Consider the following 23861-nt stretch of genomic DNA (forward strand, 5'->3'; position numbering starts at 1 on the left):
AGGAGCGAATCCCTACACTGACCGCTTCCCGCCCATCACAGCGCAGCCCGGTGCCGACACCGCCACGAGCGGTCGACGCGCCTCACCGAACCCTCCCCCAAGGAGCCCTGGCCGATGAACGCCCCGCTACCCGAATCCATCCGCAAGGCGCTCGAGAGCGTCTCCCTCGACGACAAGTACAGCCTCGCGACCGGCCGCGCCTTCATGAGCGGCGTGCAGGCGCTGGTGCGGCTGCCGATGCTGCAGCGCACGCGCGATGCGATGGCCGGCCTGAACACCGGCGGCTTCATCAGCGGCTACCGCGGCTCGCCGCTCGGCGGCTACGACCAGGCGCTGTGGCAGGCCAAGAAGCACCTGCAGGCGCAGAACATCGTGTTCCAGCCCGGCGTCAACGAAGAGCTGGGCGCCACCGCGGTGTGGGGCACGCAGCAGCTCGACCTGTACCCGCAGAGCAAGAAGTTCGACGGCGTGTTCGGCATCTGGTACGGCAAGGGCCCGGGGGTGGACCGCTGCTCCGACGTGTTCAAGCACGCCAACATGGCCGGCACCGCGAAGCACGGCGGCGTGATCGCGCTGGCCGGTGACGACCACATCGCGAAGAGCAGCACCGCGGCGCACCAGAGCGACCACATCTTCAAGGCCTGCGGGCTGCCGGTGTTCTTTCCGTCGAGCGTGCAGGACATCCTCGACATGGGGCTGCATGCGTTCGCGATGAGCCGCTTCGCCGGCGTCTGGTCGGGCATGAAGACGATCCAGGAGATCGTCGAATCGTCGGCCAGCATCAGCGTCGACCCCGACCGCGTCAACATCGTGCTGCCGGAAGACTTCGTGATGCCGGCCGGCGGCCTGCACATCCGCTGGCCCGACGCCCCGCTCGAGCAGGAGGCGCGGCTGATGGACCACAAGTGGTACGCCGCGCTCGCCTACATCCGCGCCAACAAGCTGAACCACAACGTGATCGAAGGCCCGAACGATCGTTTCGGCCTGATCGCGAGCGGCAAGGCCTACAACGACACCCGCCAGGCGCTGCACGACCTCGGGCTGGACGACGACGCCTGCCGTCGCCTGGGCATCCGGCTGCACAAGGTCAACGTGGTGTGGCCGCTCGAAGCGACCATCACGCGCGAGTTCGCGAAGGGCCTGCAGGAGATCCTGGTCGTCGAGGAGAAGCGCCAGGTCATCGAGTACCAGCTGAAGGAAGAGCTCTACAACTGGCGCCCCGACGTGCGGCCCACCGTGCTCGGCAAGTTCGACGAGGTCGCCGGCGACCAGAGCGGCGGCGAGTGGTCGCAGCCGAACCCGGGCAGCAACTGGCTGCTGCGCGCGCAGGCCGACCTGACGCCGGCGATCATCGCGAAGGCGATCGGCAAGCGGCTGAAGAAGCTCGGCGTCGATGCCGACACCGCGGCGCGCATCGATGCGCGGCTCGCGCTGATCGAGGCCAAGGAGCGCAGCCTGGTCGAGGTGAAGAGCGAGGGCGGCGACCGCCTGCCGTTCTTCTGCAGCGGCTGCCCGCACAACACCAGCACCAAGGTGCCCGAGGGCTCGCGCGCGGTGGCCGGCATCGGCTGCCACTACATGGTGGTGTGGATGGACCGCAGCACCAGCACCTTCACGCAGATGGGCGGCGAAGGCGTGCCCTGGGTCGGGCAGGCGCCGTTCACGACCGACGAGCACATCTTCGCGAACCTGGGCGACGGCACCTACTTCCACAGCGGCAGCCTGGCGATCCGCCAGAGCATCGCGGCCGGCGTGAACATCACCTACAAGCTGCTGTACAACGACGCGGTCGCGATGACCGGCGGGCAGCGCGTCGGCGAACGGCCCGAGGGCCATTCGGTGCTTCAGATCATGAACAGCCTGAAGGCCGAGGGCGTGGCCGCGCTGTGCATCGTGACCGACGAGCCCGAGAAATACGACGGCGTCGCGCTCGCCGACGGCGTGCAGGTGTTCCACCGCGACGAACTCGACCGCATCCAGCGCGAGTACCGCGAGCTGAAGGGCACCACCGCGATCATCTACGACCAGACCTGCGCGACCGAGAAGCGCCGTCGCCGCAAGCGCGGCACGATGGTCGAGCCGGCGAAGCGGGTCGTGATCAACGAGCTGGTGTGCGAGGGCTGCGGCGATTGCTCGGTGCAGAGCAACTGCCTGAGCGTCGAGCCGGTGGAGACCGAGTTCGGCCGCAAGCGCCGCATCAACCAGAACACCTGCAACAAGGACTACTCCTGCGTGAAGGGCTTCTGCCCGAGCTTCATCACCGTCGAAGGCGGGCAGCTGAAGAGCGCGAAGAAGGCGAAGCAGGAGCGGCCCGAACCGTCGCGCATCGCGGTGCCGGAGCCGGTGCTGCCGGTGGCCGAGACGGCGTGGGGCATCGTCGTCGCCGGCGTCGGCGGCACCGGCGTGATCACGATCGGCCAGTTGCTCGGCATGGCCGCGCACCTGGAGGGCAAGGGCATCGTCACGCAGGATTCGGCCGGACTTGCGCAGAAGGGCGGCAGCACCTGGAGCCACATCCAGATCGCGAACCGCATGGAGGCGATCCACACCACCAAGGTCGGCACCGCGGAGGCCGACCTGGTGATTGCCTGCGACCCGATCGTCGGTGCCAACAAGGCGACGCTCGCGACGCTGCGAGAAGGCCGCAGCTTCGTCGCGCTGAACACGCACGGCTCGCCGACCGCGGCCTTCGTGACCAACCCGGACTGGCAGTTCCCGGGCGCGAACTGCGAGGGCGCGATCGTCGCGGCGGCCGGTGCGGCGCAGGTCGGCATGCTCGATGCCGAGGAGCTCGCGGTGCAGCTGGTCGGCGATTCGCTGTACACCAACCCGCTGATGCTCGGCTATGCGTGGCAGAAGGGCCGCGTGCCGCTCGGCCATGCGGCGCTGATGCGCGCGATCGAGCTGAACGGCGTGCAGGTCGACAACAACAAGGCGGCCTTCGAATGGGGCCGGCGCGCGGCGCACGACCTGGCCGCGGTGAAGGCGCTGTTCAAGGCGGCGCAGGTGATCGAGTTCGTGCGCAAGAGCGTGAACGTCGACGACCTGATCGCGAAGCGGGTCGAGTTCCTGACCGGCTACCAGGATGCGGCGTATGCGGCGCAGTACCGGGCCTTCGTCGAGAAGGTGCGGGCGGCCGAGGCGCCGCTGGGCGGCCACAAGCTGACCGAGAACGTCGCGCGCTACCTGTTCAAGCTGATGGCCTACAAGGACGAGTACGAGGTCGCGCGGCTGCACACCGACAAGAGCTTCCTCGACAAGGTGGCGGCGCAGTTCGAAGGCGACTACACGCTGAACTACCACCTCGCGCCGCCGGCCATCGCGAAGAAGAACGACAAGGGCGAGCTGGTGAAGCAGCGCTTCGGCCCGTGGATGCAGACGGCGTTCCGCGTGCTCGCGAAGTTCAAGGGGCTGCGCGGCACCGCGTTCGACCCGTTCGGCCGCACCGAAGAGCGCAAGGCCGAGCGCGCGCTGATCGGCCAGTACCGCGACTCCATCGACGAGGTGCTGCGCGGGCTGGATGCGCAGACGCTGCCGCTCGCGCTGCAGATCGCACGCATCCCGGAAGACATCCGCGGGTATGGACATGTGAAGGAGCGGCACCTGGCGACGGCGATGCCGAAGTGGACCGGGCTGATGGCGCAGTGGCGGGCGGGGGAGCAGAAGGCGGCTTGAGCCACGCTGCGCGACACTGGGGGGCGGGCCGCACGACCGGCCGACACCAATGTCGGCCGGCATGGCCGCACCCAGGGAGAGACAACAACAATGGATCCGACCCGGCGACCGCGTCGCCTCATCGTCATTCCGCCGGCGCGTGCCGGCAAGAACGCACCGGCCCCTGCGGCCACGATGCGCAGGCTGCCGCCTGGCCGTCAGCGCGGTGTTGGGCATGCCGCGCGACGCCCGGCGTTCGGCCGCCATCGTGAGCCTGGCCACCGCGCATGCCCAGGACCTCGGATTCCCCGCCCGTATGCAAGGCAAGGGCTTGGCGCGATAATCCCGGCCATGGCGCGCTTCGTCTTCTTCAACTCCAGCGACGTGGACGCCAAGGCGCTCACGGCGGCGAAGAAGTCGGTGCGTGCCTTGGGCGGCATCGTCGTCGGCGGTGCCGCCGGCTCGATGCTCGTCGAGGCACCGCCCACCAAGGCGGCGCAGGTGGCCAAGGCCCTGCCGGGCTGGCACTACGCGCAAGACCGCAAGACAGCCCGCATCCCCGAGCAGACGCCGTTGCAGCGTGCCAAGCGGGCCGCCGCCAAGGGCTGACAGCCTCCTCTCACCGCTTCCCGTTTCACCGCACCCGCGTCAGCGCACCCGCAAGTAGGGTCCCACCTTCGTCGTCAGCAAGTCGACGAGCGCCGGGTCCATGAAGGCGTACTCGTCGGGAATGCCCAGCACGATCACGCGCTTGCCGCTCAGCCAGGGCTTGAACTTGCGCGCCAGCTTGTTGCGGTGCGACCGCTCCATCACGAAGATCACCTGCGCCCACTGCACCGTCTCGCTGTCCAGCGGCGTCAGCGCCGAGCTGTCGAGGCCGGCCGACGTGCATTCGACGTCCGGCCACGACGCGAACACCTGCTCGGCCGTCGGGCTGCGCAGGCGGTTCTGGCTGCACAGAAAAAGCACGCGTTGCATCGTCAGCGTCTCAGCTCAGAACTGCAGGAACGTCACCCCCGCCCCCATGCTCGTCTGCCGGAAGTTGTAGTCCGTCAGCGTCTCGCCGTAGCCGCGGAAGGCCTGCAGGTACCAGCGCAGGCCGTTCGGCTGATCGCCGAAGACCGGGTAGGTCCACTCCAGCTGCAGCGCGCCGTACTTCACGCCCTTGAGCGTGCTGCGGTACAGCAGCGACGCGGTCGACTTGCCGCTCGCCCAGTTCAGCTGCGTCTCGCTGCGGCCGCGGTAGTCGATCAGGTCCGGGTTGTTGTCGGTGTCGCCGTTCTCGCTGAAACGGTGGATCAGCCGCGTGCTCAGCGACAGGGTCTCGCGCTCGAAGCCGACGCCGAACCAGGCGCGGTTCCAGCTGCGCGACAGCGGGTCGGACTGGCCGTTCGACTGGTGCGCGATGCCCAGTTGCGCATAGCGCCACTGCCAGCCGAACGGCAGCCCGCGCCAGGCCTTCGGCGTCGGCACCACGTACAGCACCTCGGGCTCGTAGTCGCTGTTGCGGAACGGCTTCGAATCCTTGCCGTTCCAGATCTGCCACAGCGCCTGCTGCGTGAAACCCAGCCACACGTCGCCACCGTCGAAGCCGACGTCCTGCAGCGCCTTGGTGCGCAGCGACAGCTGGAACTTGGCCTCGACGCGCTTGTAGTCCGGCAGCGGCACGCCCGCCTGGTTCGGCGATTTCGGCTCGCGGTTGATGCGGCTCGTCAGGTGCACCGGCAGGATGTAGTTGGGCCGGTAGCCGACGAAGTTGAAGGTGCCGCGCTTGTCCTCGGGATCGAGCTCCCAGTAGCGGGACACCAGGCTGCCGCTGCCGGCAATCGGCTGCTTCGCCGGCGGCAGCAACTGGGCCTTGGGCGCGAGCTGCGAATCGCTGGCGCCTTCAGGGCCGGTGGCTGCCGGCAGGTCGACGGCGCGACCCGCGAGCTTGTCGTAGCAGGCGAGCCGGTCGGCCGGCGCACCGATCTCGGCGCAGGCGGCCAGGTCATTCGCCTGCGCGAACGCTGTCGACAGCGGAACGATCAGGCTGGCGAGGGCCCCGGCATGTCGGAGCATCGAGGGAGTCGACGGGGTCGGCGTGGTCAGTGGCATGCGCCCGGATGGTAGGGCCATGTCGTGAATCTCCGAGCGGCGGGCGCCGGATGGGCGTCCCGCCGCTCGGGTATCACTACTGCATCAATCGACCTTGCCGACGGCCGTCATCTCAGGGCAGCGACTTCAGGTGGGCACCGACCGGCGCCGAGAAGTTGTAGCCGTCGAAGCGGTCCCAGTTGATCGACCAGGTCATCACGCCGCGGAAGGTCGGATACGCCTGGTTCGGGCGCACGCTGCCGCAACCGGTCAGCTTCACCATGCAGTCCACCGCGTTGTTGACGGTGGCCGACGTGACGAAGCCGGAGTTCGCCGAGCGCGGGCCCGACGGCACGCCGAACGCGACCTGGTCCGCACGCAGGCCGGCGAAGTTGCCCGCCGAGCCGTTCGACAGCCCGAAGCCTTCGATCAGCATCTTGCTGCCGGCCACCAGCATGTCGACCGAGCCTTCCGGATACGGGTTGCCCTGGTACGGCGTGTAGAGCCCGCCGTTGTTGTAGTACTGCACGTGGATGATCGACAGGTCGTTGCGCAGGCCGTCGATGATCGGCAGGTAGGCGCCCCAGATGCTGCCGTACGAGATGAAGCCGCCTTGCACGTACGGCCACTCCGGCGCCATCGACAGGTAGAACTTCGAGCCGACCTTGGCCTTCAGCGCCTTCACCGAGCTGACCAGGTACTGCTGGATCGGCGCACCTTGCGCGACGCCGTTCTCCAGGTCGAGGTCGATGCCGTCGAAGCCGTACTTCTGGATGATCGCGTACAGGCTGTTCGTGAAGTTCGTGGCCTCGGCCTGCGAGCCGACGCTGACCGAGCCGTTCTGCCCGCCCAGCGACAGCACCACCTTCTTGCCCTTGGCCTTCAGCGCCCGCACGTCGGCGATGAACTGCGCCTCGCTGCCGGCGTTGGAATCGACCGTGAAGCTGACGTTGCCGCCACCGGCGTTGTCGGCGAACGCGACGACGATCACGTCCCAGGCATCCGGGATCTGGCTCAGCGGGTAGGTGTTGCCGGCCGGGTTGGTGAAGTTGTGCCAGTAGCCGACGAGCGCGTGCTTCGCGATGTCGGCCGACGGCGCGGGCGCCGGTGCAGGGGCCGGCGCGGGAGCCGGAGCCGGAGCGGGCGCAGGGGCCGGTGCAGGCGCAGGCGCGGGCGCGGGCGCGGGAGCCGGTGCGGGGGCAGGCGCCGGGGCGGGAGCGGGTGCCGGTGCGGGTGCGCCGTTGCAGTTGGTGGTCGCGGTCCACGGCTGGCCGCTGCCGACCGGCCCGTTGTTGGACGACGGGTTCTGGCCCTGCGTCCACCAGTTCGCCTTGTAGTTGGTGCCGTTCACGCTGACCAGCGCACCGCCGTTGTACTGCGTGGCGGCGAGCCACAGCGGGCTGCAACCGGCCGGTGCCGGGGCGGGGCTGGGCGACGGCGAGGGAGACGGTGCGGGTGCCGGGGCCGGCGAGGGAGCCGGAGAAGGTGCGGGGGCAGGCGCCGGCGAGCCGCTGCTGACGCCGAGGTCGGTCCACAGGCTCGCGGTGGTCGGGTTCCAGCCGGTGCTCGCATAGTCGGTCTGGCTGACCAGCGCACGGTAGTCGTGGCCGTTGTACGAGACGACGGTGCCGGCAGCGTAGAAGGTGTCGACCTTCCAGGCCGGGTAGGCGGCATAGGCGGACACGGCGGCGACGGACGTCGCCAGCGCGGCGAGCAGGCGCAGCTTGTGCGGTGCGTTGAACATGGTGGATCTCCCCTCGGCAAGTCGATGAACCCCACCTGCACGGCGGGACGGCATTTGCCTGATTGGCGCATGGAACCAATCCGCTACCAGGCAATACCATCGTAATACCAGTAACGAACGGTGTGAAGCGAGGAGATCCCGTCCCGTGCGTTCGTTCGACGCCCGTCAAAACGGCCAGGTTGCCGCAAAAAAGGCGAGCCGCCGGATCGGCAGGTGCGCGATGGCGGCCGTCTCCGGTCCGCCGTACCAACGCACGCCGCCATCGAATCGCCAGCGGTCGCCCTGCCAGCCAAGCGCCGCGGTGGCGATGCGGCCGCGGTCGGCCGGCACCAGCAGCAAGTCGACCACAGGTTGCCAGCCTTCGTGCTCCCAAGCTGCACGCAGATACACATTTCCGCGCGGCTGCGGCCGGGCCGCGCTGCCGTCGAACCAGGCCTCGGCCGTCAGGCTGAGCTTGCTCTCGCCGGTCCAGGTGGCGCCGGCCAGGGCTTGCGTGATGTGCGACTGCAAAGCTCGCCGTGCCGAGGCATGCAGTTCGAGGCTCTCGGTCGCGACCCACGAGGTGGCCGCGCCGATGCTGCCGCGCGAATGCTCGCCGACGCGCGCGAAGCCATGCCAGTCGGCCGCGCCGACGCGCCGGTACACGCGAGCGGCCAGCGCCTCTTCATCGCCGCCTGCGCCCGCCTCGCTGCGCGGGTTGACCCACACCAGGGTCCACGCGGTGTCGGCATCGAAGTGCTCGGCCTGCAGCACGCCGCGGCCTTGCGGCGTGGTCGCGAGCAGGGTGCGGCGCTGCTCCTGCTGCACGACGTCGTTCGGACGGAAGCCGTAGCCGACGTCCCACGCGACGATCTTGCGACCGCCGCTCCACTGCCAGCCCAGCGCTTCGCCCGAGGCATACAGCTCGTTGACGGTGGCGTCGCCGTGCCACGCGCCACCATCAAGCCGCTGCTGCGTGAAGACGACGTTGCCGCTGAGTGCCTTCCAGTGGCCGCGCAGCTCGGCGTCGAGCGTGTCGGTGCTCGGCGGTGCGGTGCCCTGCACCTGCTCCCGGTGCGCGCGCACCTGTCCGCTGAATTCGTCGCCGGCCGCGGCCCCGCCCGCGAGCGCCCACAGCGCGATCCAGAGCACGCGGCGCATGTCAATCGAGAGTGGGGTTGCGGGCCAGGAACATCGGGTTCAGCCAAGCCTCGGGCACGCTGCGCGGCGCGCGCGAGACGTAGCGCACCCGCGTCTCCTTGTGGTTGCTCAACTGGTCGCGCAGCAGCATCTCGGTCACCTGCGTCGGCGCGGCCGGTTTGTCGAACACGAAGACCGCCTGCTTCGCCAGCTTGTCCGACTGCACGTACAGCTCGGCCCGGATCGGCTCGTGCCGCGTTGTGCCCAGCCACAGCTCGATGCGCTGGTAGGTGACGCCCTTGCGGCCGGCCGCGAGGCTCAGGTGCAGGCACGCCACCTCGCCGCAGCGTTCCTCGTCGACGACGCGGCCACCGTAGTCGTCGGCCCAGCTCAGCGTCGCGATGTCGCCGGTCGACGCGTCGCCCAGCAGCTTCTGCATCGGCGTGATGCGCAGCGGGCGCTGGCTGCCGGGCATCAGCAGCCAGAAGTCGTCACCGAGCATCAGCACCTTCTGGCCCTTCTCGGCCGGGCTCTGCATCAGCACCAGCGAGCGGTGGCCGGCCTGCGCGAAGACGGTGTAGCGCCGCTCCTTGTCGGGCGAGCCGTCGGTGTTGAAGACGCTGACCAGCGTGTCGACCTGCAGGTTGTCGCTGCCCATGCGGAAGCGGTCGGCGGCCTTCAGCAGCGGGGCGATGTCCTGTGCGTGCGATGACGCGGCGAGCAGGCCGAGCGCGATCGCGAGGAAGCGTTTCATCGGGAGTTCCTTCAGGTGTGGGCGAGCGCATCCACCACCGGCGTGTGGACGGTCTTGCGGGCGACCAGCGCGGCTGCGGCCATCGCGAGCAGCAGCATCGCGAGCACGGTGGCGGCGAACATCAGCGGGTCGACCTCGATCGTCAGCGGGTAGCCGCTGGAGCGGCCGGGCGGCGGTGGCATCTGCACCGGCACCACGTACAGCAGCAGCGAGACCGCGCCGGCCAGCGCCGCGCCGAGCAGCGCACCGGTGCCGCCGAGCAGCAGGCCCTCCAGCGCCAGCGTGCGCAGCAGCTGCGACGGCAGCGTGCCGAGCGCACGCAGCGTGCCGATCTCGCGCGTGCGTTCGATGATGGCCATCGCCATCGCGTTCGCGACGACGAAGATCACGATCACGCCGATGATCAGCCCGAGCGCGCCGAAGATGCGGTTGTAGAGGTCGCGCACAGAGCGGTAGAAGAACGCCTGGTCGAGCCAGGTCTGCACGGTGAGCGACGGGAACATCGCTGCCATGCGCTCGCGTGCCGGTGCGGTCGACTCCATCCGGTCGAGGAACACGCCGAGCGTCGACACCCGTGTCGTGTTCAGCAGCTTCTGCGCGGTGGCCAGGTCGGTGTAGACGAGGCGCTTGTCGATCTCCGGCACGCCGGTCGAGAACACGCCCTTCACCCGCACGTCCAGCGCATTCAGCGCGCCGTCGGTGGTGCTGGCCAGCAGCGTCAGGCTGCTGCCGGGGCGCGCCTTCAGGCTGCGCGCGAGGCCGTCGCCGAGCATCACCTCGGCGCGGTCGGCGCTGTACAGCACGTCGCCCGCCGTCATCGTCAGGAACGGGCCCTTCACCGAGAACTCGCCGTCGGGGTCGACGCCGTGGGCCATCATCACGGTCGACTTGTCGCCGTTGCTGACCAGGCCGCTGAACTCGACCCGCGGCAGCACCTGGCGCACCGCGCGGTCGGCCAGCAGCTGCGTGCGCAGCGCGGCGACATCGTCGAGGCCGTGCTGCAGCGGCGTGTCTTCGTCGCTCGTGAACTGCGCCGGCCGGCCGATCACCAGGTGCCCGGTGCTGCGCGCCGCCGCCTGCGCGAGCGCATGGTAGGTCGACAGCGCGAAGCCGCCGGCCAGCAGGATGGCCGCGGTGCCGAGCGCCGCGATGCCGACGGTGACGAGCGAGCGCCGCCGGTTGCGCAGCGTGTTGAGCCACGCGAAATACAGCCACTTCATTCGATCCTCCCGTCGCGCAGCGCCACCGTGCGGTCGCAGCGTTTCGTGAGGCGCGCATCGTGCGTCGCGATGACGAACGCGGCGCCTTCGGCATGGCCGCGCTCGCGCATCAGTGCGAGCACCTGGTCGGCGGTGGCGGAGTCGAGGCTCGCGGTCGGCTCGTCGGCGATCACGAGCTTCGGCCGCTTGACCAGCGCGCGTGCGATCGCGACGCGCTGGCGCTGCCCGCCCGACAGTGCGTCGGGCCGGTGACCGGCATGGTCGTGCAATCCGACCGCGGCCAGTTGCGCGGCGACACGCTCGCGCCGTTCGGCCGCCGGCACGCCGGCGATGAACAGCGGGTAGTCGACGTTCTCGGCCACCGTCATCACCGGCACCAGGTTGAAGCCCTGGAACACGAAGCCGAGCGCATCGCGGCGCAGCAGCGTCCGCTGCACCTCGTCCAGGCCAGCCACGGGCCGGCCGCCGATCGCGATCTCGCCGGCATCGGCGGTGTCGATCAGGCCGCACAGGTTCAGCAGGGTGCTCTTGCCGCTGCCCGAGGGGCCGGTCAGCGCGAGCAACTCGCCGCGCGCGACCGCGAGGTCCACGCCCTGCAGAGCCGGGATCAGGTGCGACCCGAGCCGGTAGCTCTTGCGCACGCCGCGCAGTTCGACGGCCGCATTCATGACGACCCCTCGCTCGCCTGGAGAGCGGCCCGGCGCTCGGCCCGCCTCACGACGGCAGGCCTTGCAGCGCCGCCTTCGCGTGCTCGGCCTGCGGCGCGCCGTGCTGCACCACCTGCTCGTAGAAGCGACGCGCATCGGCCACGCGGTTCTCCTTCGCGGCCTGCGCGCCGGCGCGCATCCACACCGAGGCCTGGAACGGCAATGGCGCCTGCGCGAGCAGCGGGCTGGCCAGCACCTCGGCCAGCAACGCGTTGCCGCGTGCGCCGCGGTGCATGAAGTCGGGCACCGCGAGGAAGGTGCTGGCCGCGACGAAGCGCGTCTCCAGGCTGGCCGGCGTGCCGTGCTGACCGATCGCATCGTGTACCGGCGTCAGCAGCGCGAGCGCCTTGTCGAGCATCGCGAGGCCGTCCTCGGCGAAGCCCATCTTCTTCCACGGCAGCAGCGTCGTGCGGGCCTTCATCGCGATGGCGGCGCCGCTGTAGGCCATCAGCACCGGACTTGTCGGCTCGGCCTGTTGCAGCTTGTCGAAGGCTTCGGCCGCGTCGTCGACGGCGGCCTTGTCGCCGGCCATGCCCTGGTTGAAGCGCTGGAACGCGGGCTGGAATTGCGTGTCGGGTGCGGCCTGGCTGGTGGCGAGCAGCAGCGAGAGCGCGGCCGAGGCCAGCGCGCGCGGAACGAAGGAAGCAGGCATCGAAGTCTCCGGAGGTGGCGATGCCGTGCATCCTCGGAGCGCTGCCGCGGCCACGCAGCCGCGCTGCGACGAAACGGCACGGGCCGGCGCCAGATGCCGCAAAGCTGGCGCGAGCAACGTTCCGTGTCCTAGAATCCACCCGCTTGTCGGGGTGCCGAGGATGCGAATCCAAGGCTGAGAGGGCTTCATGGCCTAACCCGTTGAACCTGATCGGGGTCATCCCCGCGTAGGAAACAGCACTCGGCCACCGGTCCCATCCGCTCACGCGGGGCACGGTCTCCCAGGCAGGCACACCACCTCTGGAGACCGCATGGCCAAGCAAGCTTCCTCCGTCGACACCGACGAGCTCTCCCGCCGCATCACCCGCACGCCGTTCGCCGGCTCGCGCAAGGTCTACCTCGACGGCAGCCGCCCCGACCTGCGCGTGCCGTTCCGCGAGATCGCGCTCTCCGACACGCTGGTGCAGCAGCCGCACGGCGAGCCGCTGCGCGAGCCGAACCCTCCGCTGCGCGTCTACGACCCGTCGGGCCCGTACACCGATCCGCAGGCCGCAATCGACATCACCCGCGGCCTGCCGCCGCTGCGCCGCGCGTGGATCGCCGACCGCGGCGACTCCGAAGCCCTGCCGCACATCAGCAGCGCCTACGGCCGCGCCCGGCTCGACGACCCGGCGCTGGCCGCGCTGCGCATGGCCAGCCCGCCGCTGCCGCGCCGCGCGAAGCCCGGCGCCAACGTCTCGCAGATGCATTACGCGCGCCGAGGCATCGTCACGCCCGAGATGGAGTTCATCGCGCTGCGCGAGAACCTGGTTAAGGCCCAGCTGCGCGAGCGCCTCGCGACCGAGCGCCTGCCGCAGCGCGGCCACCCGTTCGGCGCGGCGCTCGCCGTCGACATCACGCCCGAGTTCGTGCGCAGCGAGGTGGCGCGCGGCCGCGCGGTAATCCCCTGCAACATCAACCACCCGGAGAGCGAGCCGATGGTGATCGGCCGCAACTTCCTGGTGAAGGTCAATGCCAACATCGGCAATTCGGCCGTGACGTCCGGCATCGAGGAAGAGGTCGACAAGCTGGTGTGGGCGATCCGCTGGGGCGCCGACACGGTGATGGACCTGTCGACCGGCGAGAACATCCACGAGACCCGCGAGTGGATCCTGCGCAACTCGCCGGTGCCGATCGGCACCGTGCCGATCTACCAGGCGCTCGAGAAGGTGAACGGCCGCGCCGAGGACCTGACCTGGGAGTTGTTCCGCGACACGCTCGTCGAGCAGGCCGAGCAGGGCGTCGACTACTTCACCATCCATGCCGGCGTGCGGCTCGCGCACGTGCCGCTGACCGCGAACCGCCTGACCGGCATCGTCTCGCGCGGCGGCTCGATCATGGCCAAGTGGTGCCTGTCGCACCACCGCGAGAGCTTCCTGTACGAACGCTTCGACGAGATCTGCGAGATCATGAAAGCGTACGACGTCTGCTTCTCGCTCGGCGACGGCCTGCGCCCCGGCTCGATCGCCGATGCCAACGACGAGGCCCAGTTCGCCGAACTGACCACGCTGGGCGAGCTGACCCAGGTGGCCTGGCAGCACGACGTGCAGGTGATGATCGAAGGCCCCGGCCACGTGCCGCTGCAGTTGGTGCAGGAGAACGTCGACAAGCAGCTCGCCGCCTGCGCCGAGGCGCCGTTCTACACGCTCGGCCCGCTGATCACCGACATCTCGCCCGGCTACGACCACATCGCGTCGGCGATGGGCGCGGTCAACATCGGCTGGTACGGCACCGCGATGCTCTGCTACGTGACGCCGAAGGAGCACCTCGGGCTGCCGAACCGCGACGACGTGAAGCAGGGCCTGATCGCGTACAAGATCGCGGCGCATGCGGCCGATCTGGCGAAGGGCTTTCCCGGCGCGCAGATGTGGGACAACGCGGTGTCGAAGGCGCGTTTCGAGTTCCGCTGGGAAGACCAGTTCCGCCTCGCGATCGACCCCGACACCGCGATGGCGTACCACGACGAGACGCTGCCGAAGGAGAACGCGAAGGTCGCGCACTTCTGCTCGATGTGCGGCCCGAAGTTCTGCTCGATGAAGATCAGCCAGGAGGTGCGGGCCTTCGCGCAGCGCGACGTTGCCGCGAAGCCCGTGATCGAGATCCGCCAGGCGCTGGACGGCAAGGCCGAAGAGTTCCGCGCGCACGGCGGCGAGCTCTACCTCTGAGCATGGCCGCCGACGACGAGGTGCTGATCGCCGGTGCGGGCCTCGCCGGCCGGCTGTGCGCCTGGCGCTATGCGCGCGCCGGCCGCCGGGTGCGGCTGTTCGATGCGGCGCGCCGCGACGACGCGCGCTCGGCCAGCGCGGTGGCCGCGGCGATGCTGTCGCCGCTGGCCGAGCTGGCGGTGGCCGATGCGCAGGTGCATGCGCTCGCGCTGCAGGCGATGGTGCTGTGGCCCGACTGGCTGCTCGCGCTGCAGGCCGACAGCGGCCGGCCGGTGTACTTCCGGCGCGCCGGCACGCTGGTCGTGGCGCATGCGGCCGACGGCGGCAGCCTCGACCATTTCGAGCGCGTGCTGCGGCACAAGCTGGCGCCGGCGGAGCAGCACGCGATCCACGGCCTCGACGCGGCCGGCATCGCCGCGCACGAGCCGGCGCTCGAAGGCCGCTTCGCGCGCGGCCTGCTGCTGGCCGGCGAGGGGCAGATCGCCAATGACGAGCTGCTCGCCGCGTTGGCGCGCGCGCTCGACCGCTTTCGCGTGCACTGGCACCAGGACGAGCCGGTGCAGCAGCTGCACGCCGGCGGGCTGCGCACTGCGCAGGGCGAGTTCCGCGCGCCGCTGGTGATCGACACGCGCGGCCTCGGTGCGCGCAGCGACTGGCCGGGGCTGCGCGGCGTGCGTGGCGAGATCCTCAGTGTCGAATGCGACGGCATCGCGCTGCAGCGGCCGGTGCGGCTGATGCACCCGCGCTATCAGCTGTACGTGGCGCCGCGGCCGAAGCAGCGCTTCATCGTCGGCGCGACCGAGCTCGAATCGGAAGACGCCGGCCCGCCCAGCCTGCGTTCGGTGCTGGAGCTGGGCAGCGCGCTGTACAGCCTGCACCCAGCCTTTGCCGAAGCGCGCGTGCTGCGCATCGACGCGGCACTGCGGCCGGCGCTCGACGACCACCGGCCGCAGCTGCGCCGTCACGACGGCGTCTGGCAACTCAACGGGCTGTACCGCCACGGCTACCTGTGCGCACCGGCACTGGTCGACCAACTGCTCCAGGAGACGACGTGATGACCGCGACGATGACCGAGGTGTCGATGAATGGCCGCCTGCTGCAGACGCCCGCGGCGACGCTCGCCGAGCTGCTGCGGCAGCAGGGCTACGACGCGCAGGCCGCGATGGCGTGCGCGATCAACCGGCAGTTCGTGCCGCGTGCGCAGTGGCCTTCGTGTGCACTGCAACCCGGCGATCGCATCGACGTGATCGCCCCCGTCACCGGAGGATGAGCATGACCCCCTGGACATTGGCAGGCACCCCGCTCGCCAGCCGCCTGCTGCTCGGCACCGCGCACTACCCGTCGCCGCAGGTGCTGGCCGACGCGGTGCAGGCCAGCGGCACGCAGGTGCTGACGGTCGGCCTGCGCCGCCTGCAGCCGGAGCACGGCGGCGGCAACGCGTTCTGGCAGCGGGTGCGCGCGCTCGGCTGCCACGTGCTGCCGAACACCGCCGGCTGCCATGGCGCGCAGGAGGCGATCACGCTGGCGCAGATGGCGCGCGAGCTGTTCGACACGCCGTGGATCAAGCTCGAGGTGATCGGCGACGACTACACGCTGCAGCCCGACCCGTTCGGCACGCTCGAGGCCGCGCGCGTGCTGGTGCGCGAGGGCTTCCAGGTGCTCGCGTACACCACCGACGACCTGGTGCTCGCGCAGCGCCTGCACGAGGCCGGCTGCGCCGCGGTGATGCCGTGGGCTGCGCCGATCGGCACCGGCCGCGGGCCGCAGAACCCGTCGGCGCTGCAGACGCTGCGCTCGCGCTTGCCGGATGCGGTGCTGATCGTCGACGCCGGCCTCGGTCGGCCGTCGCATGCGGCGCAGGTGATGGAGATGGGCTTCGACGCGGTGCTGCTGAACACTGCGGTCGCGCAGGCCGGCGACCCGGTGCGCATGGCGCGCGCGTTCGCGCAGGCGGTCGACGCCGGGCGGCTGGCCTTCAAGGCCACGCCGATGGGCGAGCGGCAGACCGCGCAGGCGTCGACACCGACGCTGGGCATGCCGTTCTGGCACCAGGCCTGAACCGGCGCTGAAGGAGACGATGCGATGCGACCCTTGTTGACGATCGCCGGGCACGACCCGGTGCACGGTGCCGGCATCACCGCCGATCTCGCAACCTGGCAGGCGATGGGGCTGCCCGGCAGCAGCGTCGTGACCGCGCTGACGGTGCAGGGCAGCCACGGGTTGACCGCGCTGCAGCCGGCGCCGGCCGCGCTGGTGCGCGACGCGCTTCAGGCGCTGTTGCGCGACGGCGAGCCGGCCGCCATCAAGCTCGGCATGCTGGGCTCGCTGGAGGTGCTGCGCGAGGTGCAAGAGTTCGTCGCGGCGCGGCGCTGCCCGGTCGTGCTCGATCCGGTGCTCGGCGCGACCAACGGCCACGCCAGCCACGATGCCGACCGCACCGACTGGCTGGCCGCGATGCGGGCGCTGGCGCGCGAGGTCGACGTGGTCACGCCGAACCGGCCCGAGGCGCAGCAGCTGGGTGCGCTCGACGGCCCGGCCGCGGTGGTGCTGAAGGGCGGTCATGCCGATGGCGACCTTGCGATCGACGAGGTGGTCGATGGCGGCCGGCGCGCGTGGCTGTCGACACTGCGCCTGGCCGGGTCGGCGCATGGCAGCGGTTGCGTGTTCTCGGCCGCGCTGGCCGGTGCGCTCGCGCAGGGCTGGGGCGTGTTCGATGCCGCCTGCGTCGCGAAATTGCAGGTGACCGCCGGGCTGGCGCAGGCGCGCAGCGTTGGCGAGGGTCGGCCGAACACGAATGCGGCCGCGGTGGCCGACAGCACGCACCTGCCTGCGTTCCGCTGGGCCGATGGCGCCGCTGCACCGGCCTCGCCCTTCGCGCCCGTTAGCGGCCCGCTCGGCTTCTACGCGGTGCTGCCCGACGCCGACTGGATAACGCGCGCACTCGAGATGGGCGTGCGCACGCTGCAGCTGCGCCTGAAGGCCGGCAGCCTGCCGCCCGCTGAACTGCAGGCGCAGCTGCGCGCGGCGGTGCGGGCGGCAAGCGAGGTGCCGGGCGCGCAGCTCTTCATCAACGACCACTGGCGCGAGGCGCTGGCGCTGGGTGCGTACGGCGTGCACCTCGGCCAGGAGGACATCGCCACGGCCGATCTCGGCGCGATCCAGTCGGCAGGGGTTCGCCTGGGCATCAGTTCGCACACGCCGCTGGAGATGTGCCGCGCGCATGCGCTTCGCCCGTCGTACATCGCCATCGGGCCGGTCTACCCGACAACGCTGAAGGCGATGGCCTACGAGCCGGTCGGGCTGCAGCGGCTGGCGCGGTGGGCTTCGTGGCTGAAGCCGGCGTACCCGGTGGTCGCGATCGGCGGCATCAGCCTGGAACGCGCATCGCAGCTGGCGTCCACCGGCGTCGATTCGATCGCGGTCGTCAGCGCGCTGACGCAGGCCCGGGATCCAGCCGCGGCAGCGCGAGCCTTCCTCCGGCTTGCGGGACAAGGCCTGCTATCGACGGCGAAGGCCGAGTGAATTCAGCGTCTGGTCGCACCACTGAACCAGCGCCTCGTGCAGATCGGCTGCCTCCCGCATGCCACTCAGCTGCTCGCTCCTCCAATCTTCCCAGTGGACGGTGGCGCACATTTCCAGGCGAACCTCATCGCGGGTCATTTCGCCATGGATGGAGGCGTTCGCCAGGGCAGTCACGAGAGACTCCCTTTGAACCTCGACCGTGTCCGCGTGGTTCTGCACCGGGTTCCGCCGTGGTCGCTTGGCCCATGACGGCGGCAACACCGATTCCGGCGCCACCTGACCGGTGCGCCGGGCCTGCACGAGGCGCAGCGTCTGCACCGTGTTGCGCAACGCGCTTTGCAGGTCGTTGCACTGCGTGAGGCTGAGCGTCGGGCCGTGTGCCAGCGTCAACATTTCCGAACTGGGTCGGTCGGGGTACAAGGCCAGCATCGCCGACAGCAAGGCCATTCGGTGCCAGGCCGGGTTCTCGAAGGACGGCCAGTGCACGGGCTGCCTGCAACAGGCGAAGAAGACGTCTTTCACGCGCTCCGGATGGTCCTCGAAAGCCGGTGCGAACAGGTCGAAACACGCCTGAGGCGACACATCCACGCCTTCCGGGAGGCTGCTTTTCAGCTGCCCGACACACTCGAAAATCAACTCGGCGGCTTCGGCCGCCCAATGATGCGACGAGCTGTCGGCCAGCATCTTCTTCAGCTTCTTGGCGGCAGGCACCGGCTCTGCAGCGCTTTCCGGCCCGGCGTGATCGTCGGCGTGCTGGAGCGGTGTCGGGAAAAGGGAACGGGGCGGAAGGTGTCGGAGGCTCATCGGATGGAACTGAACATAGGGGAGCCGTCTGTGGCATTTCCCCTCCCCAGCGTTCCATGCCGGGCCCTGTCAGCTGTACCGTCGTTGCGCGAGCAGGCGGCCGCGCTTTCCGGGGGTCAACGCGGTGCAGCGGGGGCCGGCACCGGAACCGGCTCCGCGACGAACCCGATGCGGTTCAACCCCGCCTTCTGCACGACGCCGATCAGCTCGGCGACGCGGCCATACGGCACCGTGCGGTCGGCGCGCAGCTGCACCTCGGTGGCTGGGTTCTTCTGCGCCGCCTGGGCGACCTGATCGGCGAACGCGGTGGCATCGACCGGTTTGTCGCCGACGAAGAGACGGCCCTGCGCGTCGACCGAGACCGCGATGAAATCCGGCGTCTCGCTCGGCGTCGCGGCTTCGGCATGCGGCAGGTCGAGCTTCAGGCTGGAGCTCATCAGCGGCGCGGTGATCATGAAGATCACCAGCAGCACCAGCATCACGTCGATCAGCGGCGTCATGTTGATGTCGCTCATCGGCGTCGGCCCGGCCGTGCGTTCGAGGCGACCGAAGGCCATGGCTTGCGCTTCAGGCCTGCACGGCGACGGCGGCGTCGCGGCTGTGGTCGATCATCATCTCGCGCAGGTCGTGCGCGAAGCCTTCGAGTTCGGCCTCGCAAGCGCCCACGCGCTTGCCGAACACGTTGTAGGCCAGCACCGCGGGGATCGCGACCGCGAGGCCGGCAGCCGTCATCACCAGCGCTTCGCCGACCGGGCCCGACACCTTCTCGATCGTGATCGAGCCGCCGGCCGAGATGCTCAGCAGCGCGTGGTAGATGCCCCAGACCGTGCCGAACAGGCCGATGAACGGCGCAGTGCTGCCGATCGACGCGAGCAGCACCTGGCCGAACTGCAGCTGCGCAAGCACCGCGTGCAGCGCGTCGCGCAGGCGCCGCGTGAGCTGCGATTCGAGCCGACCGAGGCCTTCGAGCGTGCCGGCCGGCGGTGTCGCGATCGCGGCGTCGAGCAGCGGGCGCAGCACGGCTTCGCGGTCGAACGCGGCCAGTTGTTCGCGGCCGCTGTCGAGCGTCGGCGCGGCCCAGAAGGCCGGCACCGCGCGCGCGATGTCGAGCCGCGCGCGGCGCAGCAGCCAGCCCTTCCAGAAGATCAGCACCCAGGCGCTGACCGACATCAGCAGCAGCAGCGCGGCCACGCTGCGCGTGATCAGGTCGCCCTGCTGCCAGAAGTGCTCGACGCTCGTCATGCGGGCGCGGATGCGGTGCTCACAGGCCCAGCACGTCGTTCATCGAGAACAGCCCGCTCGATCGCGCCGCGAGGAACCGGGCCGCCCGCAGGCTGCCCTGCGCGTAGGTGACGCGGCTCGAGCTCTTGTGGGTGATCTCGATGCGCTCGCCGGTGCCGGCGAACAGCACCGTGTGGTCGCCGACGATGTCGCCGCCGCGCACCGTCGCGAAGCCGATCGTCGACGGGTCGCGTTCGCCGGTGACGCCTTCGCGGCCGTAGACCGCGCAATCCTTCAGGTTGCGGCCCAGCGCCTTCGCGACCACCTCGCCCATCGCCAGCGCGGTGCCGCTCGGCGCATCGACCTTGTGCCGGTGGTGGGCTTCGATGACCTCGATGTCGTAGCCCTCGTTCAGCGCGCGCGCGGCCAGGTCGAGCAGCTTGAACGCGACGTTGACGCCGACGCTCATGTTCGGCGACATCATGATCGCGATGTGCCGGGCATGTTCGGCGATCGCGGCCTTCTGGTCGTCGCTGAAGCCGGTGGTGCCGATCACCGCCTTGATGCCGAGCTCGCGGCACGCCGCCAGGTGCGCGAGCGTGCCTTCGGGGCGGGTGAAGTCGATCAGCACCTGCGCGTTGGCGAGGCCGGCGCGCAGGTCGTCGGTGATGGTCACGCCGCTGCTGCGGCCGAGCCACGCGGTGGCGTCGTGGCCCAGCGCCGGGGTGCCGGGGCGGTCGAGCGCGCCGGCGAGCACGCAGTCATCCGCGGCGGCGACCGCTTCGATCAGCATGCGCCCCATGCGACCGCTGGCGCCTGCAACTGCAATGCGCAACGGGGAAGCGCCGGCGCTCATGAGCGCTCGAGCGGCGGATAGGCGCGGACCGGGCCTTCGGGCGCCGACGCGGCGGGCTCGGGCGGCTTCGGCGGCACCGGCAACGCCTTCAGCTGCTCTTCGGTCAGCGCGAGCGGCGGCGCATTGCGCGAGGTCTTGAAGGTGTCGATCGATTCGACGAATTCGCGCTCGCCGGGCAGCTCGGGGGCGTTGATGCTGACCATCTTGTCGCCGTCGAACAGCACGACGACGCTGCGCTGCTGCGGCTCGGCGCCCTGGCGCTTGATCGTGAAGACGTAATCCCAGCGGTTCGCGTGGAAGGTGTCGGTCAGCAGCGGCGAGCCGAGCACGTCGCGCACCTGGGCACGGGTCAGGCCGGGTTTCACGACGGCCACCTGCTCCTTGGTCAGCACGTTGCCCTGCACGACCTCGACGCGGTAGGGCGTGATCACGCCCAGGAAGTTGTCCGAGGATTGCAGCGAACTGCAGCCGGCGAGGGACGCCGCGGCTGCCAGCGCCAGGAACGGGAAAGAACGCATGGTGATGTGCGTGCGCGCCGGGAGGCGGGCATCAACCTCGATATGATCCGACGATTCTAGCGGGTGGTCCCGGCCGCCCGACCTGCCGTGCCACCGAGAAGCGTCACCGAGATCTGCCATGTCCAATGCCGACGAACTCAAGAGCAGCGGCCTGAAGGCCACGCTGCCCCGCATCAAGATCCTGGACGTGTTCCAGAACACCTCGCAACGGCACATGACCGCCGAGGACGTCTACAAGGCCCTGCTGACCGAAGGGGCCGACATCGGCCTGGCCACCGTGTACCGCGTGCTGATGCAGTTCGAGCAGGCCGGCATCCTGTCGCGCAACCACTTCGAGTCGGGCAAGGCGGTGTTCGAGCTCAACGAGGGCAAGCACCACGACCACCTGGTCTGCCTCGACTGCGGCAAGGTCGAGGAGTTCTACGACGCCGAGATCGAGAAGCGGCAGAAGAACATCGCGCACACGCGCGGCTTCGAGCTGCAGGACCATGCGCTCGCGCTCTACGCCGTCTGCACGAAGAAGAACTGCGAGAACAAGAAGTAGCCGGGGGGCAGCCCGGCACCCGGATGGCGATCCGGGCTACGAGAAATCGGGGTTCTGCATCGCGCGCTGGTGGCGCTCGATGAACTCGCGGTAGGTGTCGATGCCGCGCAGCTGCAGGATGGTGTTGCGCACCGCGGCTTCGACCAGCACCGCCAGGTTGCGCCCGGCGTCGACCGCGATCACCACCTTGCGCACCGGCACGTTCAGGATGTCCTCGTTCAGCGGCTCGTAGGGCAGGCGCTCGAAGTCGCGGTCCAGCGTCTCCTTGCGCACCAGGTGCACGATCAGCTTCAGCCGCATCTTCCGGCGCACCGCGGTCTCGCCGAAGATCGCCTTGATGTCGAGCAGGCCGATGCCGCGCACTTCCAGCAGGTTCAGCAGCAGTTCCGGGCAGCGGCCCTCGAGGGCCGTCTGCGAGATGCGGAACAGGTCGACCGCATCGTCGGCCACCAGCCCGTGGCCGCGCGAGATCAGCTCCAGCCCCAGCTCGCTCTTGCCGAGGCCCGATTCGCCGGTGAGCAGCACGCCGACGCCGAGGATGTCCATGAACACGCCATGGCGCGTCGTGCGCTCGGCAAACAGCTGGCTCAGGTAGCCGCGCACCACGTCGATCACGTGGCCGGCCGATTCGTCGGTGACGAACAGCGGGATGTCGGCGCGGTCGCACAGCGCGACCAGCCGGTTCGGCGGGATCTGCTTGTCGGCGACGATCACCACCGGCGGCTCCAGCGTCACGATGCGCTGGATGCGGCGCTCCTGGTCTTCCGGCGACGCGTCCTGCAGGTAGGCGACCTCGCGGCGGCCGACGATCTGCACGCGGTACGGGTGGATGTAGTTCAGGTAGCCGACCAGGTCGGCGGCCGATTGCGCGTTGCGCACCGCGGCCTCGTCGAAACGGCGTTCCGGGTGGGCGTGTCCGGCGATCCATTCCCAGCGCAGCGCCGGGCGGTGTTCCTCGAACAGCGCTTCCGCGCTGATGACCGACGGTTTCACGCGAAGGCCCCGGCGAGCCGGCCGTGCGAGGTCATGCGACCGACTTCAGCGGTTCCCAATTGGAGATCAGCTCGTGGACGCGCGCCGCCGGGGCCTCGCTCTTCAGGCGCTCGCGCAGCTCGCGCTCGCTGAGCATCTCGGCGATCTCGGACAGGATCTCGAGGTGGCGCTGCGTGGCGGCTTCGGGCACCAGCAGGAAGATCAGCAGGCTGACCGGCTCGTCATCGGGGGCGTCGAACGGAATGGGCTGCTGCACGCGCACGACGGCGGCCAGCGGGTTCTTCAGCCCCTTGATGCGGCCGTGCGGGATCGCGACGCCATGGCCCAGGCCGGTGGAACCGAGGCGTTCGCGGGCAAAGAGGTTGTCGGTGACGGTGGCACGCGCGATGGCGTGCTGGTTCTCGAACAACAGCCCCGCATGCTCGAACGCACGCTTCTTGCTGGTGGCCTCCACGTCGATCAGGACGTTGGTCACGGGGAGAATGGCGGCGAGTCGGTTCATCGGCGGGTCACTTCTGGCCTCGGATGGAGGCATTCATTCGGCGATGTGCCGCGGCGGTGTGCCGCGACAGTCTTAACGGGAAATTATAGAAACCGGGTTGACAGCACGGGGCCGGACTGCGTCGCCAGGAGCCAAATTCTGCACGCGGCGCTGCATTGCAGCAACGCGCCGATGCCGTTTGTGCCGGATGTCGCACCAGGCGAGGGCGAAACCTTGCAGATTCCCTACCGGAAAACCAGGCGCTGCCCGAACGAAAAAGCGGCCCGCAGGCCGCTCGACGGTCGTTTCCGCGGGTGGCGGATTCACAAGGTCGCATCGATCCGCTTGGCAGCCACATGGTGGTGGTCCTGCAGCTTGTCCTTGTGGCGGCAGACCTGCCGGTCCAGCTTGTCCATCAGCTGGTCGATGGCCGCGTAGAGGTCTTCGTGGCAGTTCTCGACGAAGATGTCCTTGCCCTTCACATGCAGCGTGACTTCAGCCTTTTGCCTGCGTTCCTTCTCCTTCAGCTTCTCGACGGATAGCAGCACGTTGATGTCCACCACCTGGTCAAAATGGCGCGTGATCCGGTCCAGCTTGGTAAGCACGTACTCTCTCAGGGCCGGTGTCACCTCAAGGTGATGTCCGCTGATCGTCAAGTTCATGAGATCTCCTTTCGCAGGGGTGGGGGGAAGCCGGGGGGAGGGGGGTCGCCGTGAACGGCCGGGGCGATGCGTGAGGAGGTGGTGGACCGGGAGGTCGTTGAAACCAGTGTGCACCCGGACGTAGGGTGTGA

The 23861-nt window shown here is 69.7% G+C and carries 24 protein-coding genes and 1 riboswitch; of the genes, 8 read left to right on the forward strand and 16 right to left on the reverse strand.

Translation table 11 applies throughout. The features are described 5' to 3' along the window. Window positions 1-114: 114 nt before the first annotated feature. Together ASC98_RS11885 and ASC98_RS11890 are read left to right on the forward strand one after the other, a co-directional pair. Entirely contained in the window at window positions 115-3675 is a 3561-nt protein-coding gene (locus ASC98_RS11885; RefSeq protein ID WP_056819970.1) for an indolepyruvate ferredoxin oxidoreductase family protein, read from the forward strand. A 330-nt stretch (window positions 3676-4005) separates the two neighbouring features. Then, complete coding sequence (locus tag ASC98_RS11890) at window positions 4006-4263, forward strand: hypothetical protein (protein ID WP_056804446.1); 258 nt, start codon at window positions 4006-4008, stop codon at window positions 4261-4263. Between the two features lie 39 nt (window positions 4264-4302). On the opposite strand, the gene ASC98_RS11895 is transcribed toward ASC98_RS11890, so the two are convergent. The 8 genes from ASC98_RS11895 to ASC98_RS11930 all read right to left on the reverse strand — a co-directional run bounded on the left by ASC98_RS11895 (window position 4303) and on the right by ASC98_RS11930 (window position 11926). Then, complete coding sequence (locus ASC98_RS11895; protein WP_056804449.1) at window positions 4303-4632, reverse strand: low molecular weight protein tyrosine phosphatase family protein; 330 nt, start codon at window positions 4630-4632, stop codon at window positions 4303-4305. A gap of 15 nt (window positions 4633-4647) precedes the next feature. Then, on the reverse strand, window positions 4648-5715 hold the full coding sequence (locus tag ASC98_RS11900) for a phospholipase A (RefSeq protein ID WP_056804453.1): 1068 nt from the start codon (window positions 5713-5715) through the stop codon (window positions 4648-4650). Between the two features lie 148 nt (window positions 5716-5863). Further along, window positions 5864-7474, reverse strand: a complete 1611-nt coding sequence (locus ASC98_RS29430) for a chitinase (protein WP_082541837.1) — start codon at window positions 7472-7474, stop codon at window positions 5864-5866. Window positions 7475-7639: 165 nt separating this feature from the next. Then, entirely contained in the window at window positions 7640-8614 is a 975-nt protein-coding gene (locus ASC98_RS11910) for a hypothetical protein (protein ID WP_056804456.1), read from the reverse strand. Between the two features lies 1 nt (window position 8615). Further along, on the reverse strand, window positions 8616-9347 hold the full coding sequence (locus ASC98_RS11915; protein ID WP_056804458.1) for an outer membrane lipoprotein-sorting protein: 732 nt from the start codon (window positions 9345-9347) through the stop codon (window positions 8616-8618). 11 nt (window positions 9348-9358) lie between these two features. Further along, on the reverse strand, window positions 9359-10567 hold the full coding sequence (locus ASC98_RS11920; protein ID WP_056804461.1) for an FtsX-like permease family protein: 1209 nt from the start codon (window positions 10565-10567) through the stop codon (window positions 9359-9361). Further along, complete coding sequence (locus tag ASC98_RS11925; protein ID WP_056804463.1) at window positions 10564-11235, reverse strand: ABC transporter ATP-binding protein; 672 nt, start codon at window positions 11233-11235, stop codon at window positions 10564-10566. The genes ASC98_RS11920 and ASC98_RS11925 overlap by 4 nt, the downstream gene beginning before the upstream one ends. A 46-nt stretch (window positions 11236-11281) precedes the next feature. Beyond that, window positions 11282-11926 (reverse strand): hypothetical protein, encoded by a 645-nt coding sequence (locus ASC98_RS11930; RefSeq protein WP_056804466.1) that lies wholly within the window; start codon window positions 11924-11926, stop codon window positions 11282-11284. A 137-nt stretch (window positions 11927-12063) separates the two neighbouring features. Then, window positions 12064-12176: riboswitch (TPP riboswitch) on the forward strand. A 60-nt stretch (window positions 12177-12236) separates the two neighbouring features. Here ASC98_RS11930 and thiC point away from each other — a divergent pair. The 5 genes from thiC to ASC98_RS11955 are packed head-to-tail and all read left to right on the forward strand — an operon-like array spanning window position 12237 to window position 17651. Then, window positions 12237-14129: a phosphomethylpyrimidine synthase ThiC gene (gene thiC / locus ASC98_RS11935; RefSeq protein WP_056804469.1), complete on the forward strand. Its 1893-nt coding sequence runs from the start codon at window positions 12237-12239 to the stop codon at window positions 14127-14129. A gap of 2 nt (window positions 14130-14131) precedes the next feature. Next, window positions 14132-15184: an FAD-dependent oxidoreductase gene (locus ASC98_RS11940; RefSeq protein ID WP_056804473.1), complete on the forward strand. Its 1053-nt coding sequence runs from the start codon at window positions 14132-14134 to the stop codon at window positions 15182-15184. After that, window positions 15184-15399: a sulfur carrier protein ThiS gene (thiS, locus tag ASC98_RS11945; protein WP_200952992.1), complete on the forward strand. Its 216-nt coding sequence runs from the start codon at window positions 15184-15186 to the stop codon at window positions 15397-15399. The genes ASC98_RS11940 and thiS overlap by 1 nt, the downstream gene beginning before the upstream one ends. Before the next feature lie 2 nt (window positions 15400-15401). After that, window positions 15402-16187, forward strand: a complete 786-nt coding sequence (locus ASC98_RS11950; protein ID WP_235581238.1) for a thiazole synthase — start codon at window positions 15402-15404, stop codon at window positions 16185-16187. 24 nt (window positions 16188-16211) lie between these two features. Then, window positions 16212-17651 carry a bifunctional hydroxymethylpyrimidine kinase/phosphomethylpyrimidine kinase gene (locus ASC98_RS11955; RefSeq protein WP_056804480.1) on the forward strand — a complete coding sequence of 480 codons (1440 nt, stop codon included), beginning with the start codon at window positions 16212-16214 and terminating at the stop codon, window positions 17649-17651. On the opposite strand, the gene ASC98_RS11960 is transcribed toward ASC98_RS11955, so the two are convergent. The 5 genes from ASC98_RS11960 to ASC98_RS11980 form a co-directional block, all read right to left on the reverse strand. Continuing rightward, a complete protein-coding gene (locus tag ASC98_RS11960) occupies window positions 17628-18455 on the reverse strand; it encodes a hypothetical protein (RefSeq protein WP_056804483.1) in 828 nt (275 codons plus the stop codon). The genes ASC98_RS11955 and ASC98_RS11960 overlap by 24 nt on opposite strands. A gap of 116 nt (window positions 18456-18571) precedes the next feature. Continuing rightward, window positions 18572-19012, reverse strand: a complete 441-nt coding sequence (locus ASC98_RS11965) for a biopolymer transporter ExbD (RefSeq protein WP_056804485.1) — start codon at window positions 19010-19012, stop codon at window positions 18572-18574. A gap of 10 nt (window positions 19013-19022) precedes the next feature. Next, window positions 19023-19697, reverse strand: a complete 675-nt coding sequence (locus tag ASC98_RS11970) for a MotA/TolQ/ExbB proton channel family protein (protein WP_056804488.1) — start codon at window positions 19695-19697, stop codon at window positions 19023-19025. Window positions 19698-19716: 19 nt separating this feature from the next. Beyond that, entirely contained in the window at window positions 19717-20532 is an 816-nt protein-coding gene (dapB, locus tag ASC98_RS11975) for a 4-hydroxy-tetrahydrodipicolinate reductase (RefSeq protein WP_082541838.1), read from the reverse strand. Continuing rightward, entirely contained in the window at window positions 20529-21050 is a 522-nt protein-coding gene (locus ASC98_RS11980; protein WP_056804493.1) for an outer membrane protein assembly factor BamE, read from the reverse strand. Before ASC98_RS11980 ends, dapB begins: the two co-directional genes overlap by 4 nt. A gap of 118 nt (window positions 21051-21168) precedes the next feature. Between ASC98_RS11980 and fur the strand changes: the two genes are divergently transcribed. Beyond that, a complete protein-coding gene (gene fur, locus ASC98_RS11985) occupies window positions 21169-21594 on the forward strand; it encodes a ferric iron uptake transcriptional regulator (RefSeq protein WP_056804496.1) in 426 nt (141 codons plus the stop codon). Window positions 21595-21630: 36 nt separating this feature from the next. Here fur and hprK read toward each other — a convergent pair whose 3' ends face one another. The 3 genes from hprK to hpf all read right to left on the reverse strand — a co-directional run bounded on the left by hprK (window position 21631) and on the right by hpf (window position 23730). After that, the gene (gene hprK / locus ASC98_RS11990; protein WP_056804499.1) at window positions 21631-22587 is read right to left on the reverse strand and encodes an HPr(Ser) kinase/phosphatase; all 957 of its coding nucleotides are present in this window, start codon (window positions 22585-22587) and stop codon (window positions 21631-21633) included. A 31-nt stretch (window positions 22588-22618) separates the two neighbouring features. Then, a complete protein-coding gene (locus ASC98_RS11995) occupies window positions 22619-23089 on the reverse strand; it encodes a PTS sugar transporter subunit IIA (RefSeq protein ID WP_047501831.1) in 471 nt (156 codons plus the stop codon). Window positions 23090-23391: 302 nt separating this feature from the next. Beyond that, on the reverse strand, window positions 23392-23730 hold the full coding sequence (gene hpf, locus ASC98_RS12000; protein WP_047501829.1) for a ribosome hibernation-promoting factor, HPF/YfiA family: 339 nt from the start codon (window positions 23728-23730) through the stop codon (window positions 23392-23394). Window positions 23731-23861 lie beyond the last annotated feature (131 nt).

Origin of the sequence: Rhizobacter sp. Root1238 (assembly GCF_001425825.1) — a bacterium.
GTDB lineage: Bacteria > Pseudomonadota > Gammaproteobacteria > Burkholderiales > Burkholderiaceae_C > Rhizobacter.

Coding starts and splice junctions, on each gene's coding strand:
- ASC98_RS11885 (WP_056819970.1), top strand. CDS start 115: ATGAACGCCCCGCTACCCGAATCCATCCGCAAGGCGCTCGAGAGCGTC.
- ASC98_RS11890 (WP_056804446.1), top strand. CDS start 4,006: ATGGCGCGCTTCGTCTTCTTCAACTCCAGCGACGTGGACGCCAAGGCG.
- ASC98_RS11895 (WP_056804449.1), bottom strand. CDS start 4,632: ATGCAACGCGTGCTTTTTCTGTGCAGCCAGAACCGCCTGCGCAGCCCG.
- ASC98_RS11900 (WP_056804453.1), bottom strand. CDS start 5,715: ATGCTCCGACATGCCGGGGCCCTCGCCAGCCTGATCGTTCCGCTGTCG.
- ASC98_RS29430 (WP_082541837.1), bottom strand. CDS start 7,474: ATGTTCAACGCACCGCACAAGCTGCGCCTGCTCGCCGCGCTGGCGACG.
- ASC98_RS11910 (WP_056804456.1), bottom strand. CDS start 8,614: ATGCGCCGCGTGCTCTGGATCGCGCTGTGGGCGCTCGCGGGCGGGGCC.
- ASC98_RS11915 (WP_056804458.1), bottom strand. CDS start 9,347: ATGAAACGCTTCCTCGCGATCGCGCTCGGCCTGCTCGCCGCGTCATCG.
- ASC98_RS11920 (WP_056804461.1), bottom strand. CDS start 10,567: ATGAAGTGGCTGTATTTCGCGTGGCTCAACACGCTGCGCAACCGGCGG.
- ASC98_RS11925 (WP_056804463.1), bottom strand. CDS start 11,235: ATGAATGCGGCCGTCGAACTGCGCGGCGTGCGCAAGAGCTACCGGCTC.
- ASC98_RS11930 (WP_056804466.1), bottom strand. CDS start 11,926: ATGCCTGCTTCCTTCGTTCCGCGCGCGCTGGCCTCGGCCGCGCTCTCG.
- thiC (WP_056804469.1), top strand. CDS start 12,237: ATGGCCAAGCAAGCTTCCTCCGTCGACACCGACGAGCTCTCCCGCCGC.
- ASC98_RS11940 (WP_056804473.1), top strand. CDS start 14,132: ATGGCCGCCGACGACGAGGTGCTGATCGCCGGTGCGGGCCTCGCCGGC.
- thiS (WP_200952992.1), top strand. CDS start 15,184: ATGACCGCGACGATGACCGAGGTGTCGATGAATGGCCGCCTGCTGCAG.
- ASC98_RS11950 (WP_235581238.1), top strand. CDS start 15,402: ATGACCCCCTGGACATTGGCAGGCACCCCGCTCGCCAGCCGCCTGCTG.
- ASC98_RS11955 (WP_056804480.1), top strand. CDS start 16,212: ATGCGACCCTTGTTGACGATCGCCGGGCACGACCCGGTGCACGGTGCC.
- ASC98_RS11960 (WP_056804483.1), bottom strand. CDS start 18,455: ATGAGCCTCCGACACCTTCCGCCCCGTTCCCTTTTCCCGACACCGCTC.
- ASC98_RS11965 (WP_056804485.1), bottom strand. CDS start 19,012: ATGGCCTTCGGTCGCCTCGAACGCACGGCCGGGCCGACGCCGATGAGC.
- ASC98_RS11970 (WP_056804488.1), bottom strand. CDS start 19,697: ATGACGAGCGTCGAGCACTTCTGGCAGCAGGGCGACCTGATCACGCGC.
- dapB (WP_082541838.1), bottom strand. CDS start 20,532: ATGAGCGCCGGCGCTTCCCCGTTGCGCATTGCAGTTGCAGGCGCCAGC.
- ASC98_RS11980 (WP_056804493.1), bottom strand. CDS start 21,050: ATGCGTTCTTTCCCGTTCCTGGCGCTGGCAGCCGCGGCGTCCCTCGCC.
- fur (WP_056804496.1), top strand. CDS start 21,169: ATGTCCAATGCCGACGAACTCAAGAGCAGCGGCCTGAAGGCCACGCTG.
- ASC98_RS11995 (WP_047501831.1), bottom strand. CDS start 23,089: ATGAACCGACTCGCCGCCATTCTCCCCGTGACCAACGTCCTGATCGAC.
- hpf (WP_047501829.1), bottom strand. CDS start 23,730: ATGAACTTGACGATCAGCGGACATCACCTTGAGGTGACACCGGCCCTG.